Here is a 1,596-nt window from a genome sequence, read left to right as displayed (position 1 = left end):
CCGCAGGTCGCGATCGCGCCGGGCCAGTTCGACCAGTTCTCGCTGCTCGTCGGTCCGCTGCCGAACGCCCCCTCGATGGCCTTCCCGGCGAACCAGACCTACAGCGACGGCCAGGTCGTCGCCTGGAACCAGTCCGCGGCGGCACCGTCCGACGCCGGATCGTCGGCCACCCCGGCCCTCGTCGTCGGCATCATCGCGCTGGTGCTGTCGGTGGCCGCGCTCGTGCTGCTCGGCGTCGCGCTGCGGCGGGGTCGCCGAACCTAGGTGCCGGAGGCTCGTGAGCACTTGTGCGTCCTATGACACGGACAAGTGCTCACGAGGCCGAAGGCCGCCTACCGGTACCGCTGCTCCAGCTCCCGGACCTCCTCGATCCCGACGACCTCGGTGAACGCGTCCAGCCCGCCGATCCCGCCGGGTGCCGCGTCGAGGTCGCCCAGCGCCTTCGTCGGCGAACCCTCCTCGTGCAGCCGCCCGAGCATCGCCCGGATGCCCGAGGCCGCGGCGAGCAGCGTCGAGACCGGGTAGAGCACGAGCGCGAAGCCCAGGTCGCGCAGCTTCTCCAGCGGGGGGAGGGGGGTCCGACCGCCCTCGGCCCCGTTGAACACCAGCCGGTGGCCCGAGAGCGCCGTCGCCACCTGCTCGAGTGCCTCGTCGGAGGTGGGCGCCTCGACGAAGAGCAGGTCGGCCCCCGCGTCCGCGAAGGCCCGCGCCCGCTCGATCGCCGCGTCGACGCCGTACTGCTGGGCGGCGTCGGTGCGCGCGATGAGCACGAGGTCGGGGTCGGTCCGCGCGTCCACGGCCGCCCGGATCTTGGCGACCATCTCGGGCAGGGGCACGACCTCCTTGCCCGCGAGGTGCCCGCACTTCTTCGGCATCACCTGGTCCTCGAGGTGCAGCCCCGCGACGCCGGCCTGCTCGTACTCGCGGATCGTGCGGATGACGTTGATGGGGTTGCCGTAGCCGGTGTCGGCGTCGGCGATCAGCGGGACGTCGACCACGCCCGCCATCCGCCGCGCGTTGTCCACCATCTCCGCCTGCCCGAGCAGCCCGACGTCGGGCCGACCGAGCAGCGAGGCGGTCGTCCCGAAGCCGGTCATGTAGACGACGTCGAACCCCGCCTGCTCCACCAGCCGGGCCGAGAGCGCGTCGTACGCGCCGGGGGCGACGACGGGCCGGTCGGAGTCGAGCAGGGCGCGCAGGCGGCCCCGCCGGTCGCCGGGGCGGCTGAGCAGATCGGCCATGGTGTCCCTCTCTGTGTACAACACGGATCAGACCTGACGGCGTAGCAGCAACGTGACGTGCGGACAAGCCCTTGCCCGGGCCGTCGAGCGACCCTACGTTGCGTACAACCCGCGTGGAGGTGCGATGACGACGACGACCAGCGGCGCGTCCCCCGCCGCTGCCCGCGCCTCCGAACGCGCCCAGGGCAGCCTGCGGGAGGCGATCCTGCGCGGAGAGCTCCCCGCCGGGGCGCGCCTGGGCGAGGTGGAGCTCGCCGAGCGGCTCGGCGTCTCGCGCACCCCGGTCCGGGAGGCGCTCGCGCGGCTGGCCGCCGAGGGCCTGGTCGAGGTGCACGCGCACCGCGGCGCGCGCGTG

The 1,596-nt window shown here is 74.0% G+C and carries 3 protein-coding genes; 2 read left to right on the top strand and 1 reads right to left on the bottom strand.

Annotated elements, in window-relative coordinates:
* A partial coding sequence (locus AC0CYZ_RS17825) for a DUF1775 domain-containing protein (protein WP_472217714.1) occupies positions 1 to 264 on the top strand: 264 nt, incomplete at its 5' end.
* Positions 265 to 332: 68 nt separating this feature from the next.
* On the opposite strand, the gene AC0CYZ_RS17820 is transcribed toward AC0CYZ_RS17825, so the two are convergent.
* Positions 333 to 1,241, bottom strand: a complete 909-nt coding sequence (locus tag AC0CYZ_RS17820) for an isocitrate lyase/PEP mutase family protein (protein ID WP_472217712.1) — start codon at positions 1,239 to 1,241, stop codon at positions 333 to 335.
* Positions 1,242 to 1,365: 124 nt separating this feature from the next.
* Between AC0CYZ_RS17820 and AC0CYZ_RS17815 the strand changes: the two genes are divergently transcribed.
* Positions 1,366 to 1,596, top strand: a 231-nt coding sequence (locus tag AC0CYZ_RS17815; protein WP_472217710.1) for a GntR family transcriptional regulator, incomplete at its 3' end; no start/stop codon positions are given.

It is taken from the genome of Actinomycetospora sp. (genome assembly GCF_055612215.1).
This window is presented reverse-complemented; position numbering and strand designations above follow the sequence as displayed.